Source organism: Carboxylicivirga sp., from assembly GCF_982718395.1.
Map to the genome: position 1 here is coordinate 1 of NZ_CEXQWX010000292.1, position 3111 is coordinate 3111.

Sequence of the window (3111 nt, forward strand, 5' to 3'; positions counted from 1 at the left end):
CCAGTAACTATAATTTGCGGCTGGTGCAAAAACAACTGGGCCATGCCCGAATTACCACTACACAAGTTTATGCTGATGTCATGCTGCCGGACCTAAAAATAGCGCTAGAAAAAATGTACCAGTTAATTTACCTGGAGGATAAAGATGAAAACCAAAAACTACATATGCACCATACTGATATTGGCAGTTATCGCCACAAGTGTTCTGGTCTTACAGAGCCATGCTGATGTGATTGATACCAATTTAAGTCAGAAGAACTAAACCGCTTCGCGGTGGTTTAACCTTACTGTTCCCAAGAGCCCATCTCATAATCCAGCACAATTTTCAGTTATGCTGAAATAGTCGTCCTCAATTTCATTATTTCTTCTCTTTCGATATAATGCCACTGTAACATCACTCATCGTAAGTCTTTATTTTTGTGGCATTAAACAGAAAGGAAGTATTATGACACCTTTACGTAAAAAAATGACAAGGGACATGCAACTGCGAAATTTCGCATCTGGAACACAACAAAGCTATCTTGCAGCGGTCGCGGGTTTAGCAAAACATTTTCATCAATCACCGGAGACCATAAGCCCAGTACAGATACAAGATTATATTTTGCATCTTCTAAAGGACCGTGAGCTTGCTGTGGGCACTTGTCATACCATAATCACAGCGCTTCGGTTTTTCTATACCGTTACGCTTGGACTTGATCAGACAAGTGTACCCATTCCACCTATTAAAAGCACTTCATGCCTTCCAGACATTTTAAGCCACGATGAAATCAAGAGGCTTTTCGATGCTGTACGCAATCCCAAGCATAAGGTGATTTTGATGACTGCATATGGTGGTGGCCTCCGAGCCAGTGAGGTTGTTCGATTAAAACTGACCGACATCCAGACTGATCGGATGATGATTCGAGTAGAGCAAGGCAAGGGCATGAAAGACCGGTATACCCTTTTATCAAAGCGTTTATTAACGGAACTGAGAAATTACTGGAAAATCATACGTCCTGCAGTATGGCTGTTTCCTGGAATTCGCAAAGATCAACCCATGTGTGTGCGCATGGTTCAAAAAGTTTATACCAAAGCTGTCAACAAAGCTGAAATCAAGCGGAATGGCGGAATACACACATTACGCCACTGTTTTGCCACTCATCTACTGGAAGCGGGTGAAGATATTCGTACCATCCAGCTACTAATGGGCCATCGTTCTATTCTCACAACTGCACGTTATCTTCAAGTAACCAGCAAGTCAATACAGGGAACTAAAAGCCCGCTGGACCTGTTGAGCACCCAGCACAGCAGAGATATTGGTAGCTGTTAACGGTGTTACCTGCTGCCATAACAGCAACAGGAAAAGGTAGAACCACAAGACCACGTTACGAAATAGCTGATATCTTTCGAGTACACGGCCCACTCTACCGCCGTAACTTTTCTTTGCCAATTACTCATCGCAAAATAATGCGTGCCATCGAAACTTGTCGCACATCCGAACTTGGTGGACATCTTGAACAATGTGATTCATGTGGACATGAAAGATATGCCTATAATTCCTGTCGTAACCGCCATTGTCCGAAATGCCAGGCTTTGGCTAAAGCCGAGTGGCTCGAAAAACGAAAAGATGAATTGCTGCCGGTAGAGTATTTTCACAATGTTTTTACCATCCCTCACGAACTCAATCAAATTACATTATGCAACAAGAAAGTCGTTTTTGACATTTTGTTCAAGACGGTGGCAGAAACCTTGCAGGAATTTGCCGGCGATCCAAAGCACGGTCTGGGAGGGAAAATCGGATTTACGGCGATCCTGCACACGTGGGACCAGAAATTACTCAGTCATTTCCATTTACATTGTGTCATCCCAGCAGGTGTATTAGCATTTGATGAAAAGAGCTGGATCTCTGCACGGAAGAATTTCCTGTTTCCGGTGAAGGCACTTTCAAAAGTATTTCGGGGCAAATTTATTGATGAACTCAATAAGGCATTTGCTAAAGGGAAAATAATATTTCCTGGGAAATTAGCCGACTTTGCTACGGAAGAAAACTTTTTACAGTTAATCAAACAACTCTGGAAAAAGGAATGGATTGTCTATTCCAAAGCACCGTTCAATGGTCCTGAAAAGGTCTTTGATTATCTTGGTCGCTATACACATCGTGTTGCTATTGCCAATCATCGCATTACAAATATTGAAGGTAATCACATCACTTTCCGCTATGGAGACCGCAGCAATAATGACAAATGCAAATATATGACCATAACTGCACATAAATTCATTCACCGGTTTCTGCTGCATGTGCTTCCCGACGCCTACATGCGTATCCGTCATTATGGCTTCCTTGCTAATCGTTGCAAGAAGCAAAGCCTGGCAAAATGTCGGAAACTACTCGGTCTATGCCCTGATCCTCCTAATACTCCAGATCTTTCAACGCAAGATAAAATGCTGCAGCTAACCGGTGTGGATATCACGGAGTGCCCCCGTTGTAAGCAAGGGCAAATGAAACGAATTAAAGAGCTTCCACCTGTGTTATGTATTTCAAAAGGGCCACTCATTATTCAACCACTGGATACCTCATGATCAGAGTCATAATCAATATATATTTGTTTTTTACATTAACATCCTTTAACAGGATATCAGTCCTGGTACATACCTGTTGCAACAAATGCAGTATAAGAAGTTATACTGAAGAATATTTTAGCATCCAGCCAAACCAAAATGACAGTATATCAATTTGCTTCTACTCAAAATGGCTAAACAGATTATGTAAAATTATTCCTCGAAAAACAATCGATGATTATTACAATCCCCATAGAGATAAAGGATTGATTCTACAGCAAGGTCACGCAGCACCGCGAAACGGTTCCGCCCTTCGTGTTTAATACGAAACGCAACCTTACTCTAGTCCTCAGATAACACCCCAAAACAAAGTGGGTTTTAGAAATGAACGCCTTTTCCCTGAACAGCATTTCGCATTAAACTCTATACGGTCCACGAACCTATATCCTACTACGAAAATCCCTATCTTGTGACCCGTGGCCCCATCGTGGGCATTGATGGCTGGGTCGATGAATATGCCATCATTTGGGCCAATGGAGCGGTTGCCCGGTATTCGGAAGGTGATGACCTTATC

3 protein-coding genes are annotated in these 3111 nt (G+C 42.4%); all 3 read left to right on the forward strand.

From position 1 onward, the window contains the following. The coding region (locus AC4MRQ_RS25410; RefSeq protein ID WP_491200540.1) for a hypothetical protein at positions 1 to 227 on the forward strand (227 nt) is incomplete at its 5' end. A 217-nt stretch (positions 228 to 444) separates the two neighbouring features. Next, positions 445 to 1308, forward strand: a complete 864-nt coding sequence (locus AC4MRQ_RS25415; protein WP_491200541.1) for a site-specific integrase — start codon at positions 445 to 447, stop codon at positions 1306 to 1308. Between the two features lie 2 nt (positions 1309 to 1310). Beyond that, positions 1311 to 2558 (forward strand): IS91 family transposase, encoded by a 1248-nt coding sequence (locus AC4MRQ_RS25420; RefSeq protein WP_491200542.1) that lies wholly within the window; start codon positions 1311 to 1313, stop codon positions 2556 to 2558. The last annotated feature ends 553 nt before the right edge of the window (positions 2559 to 3111 follow it).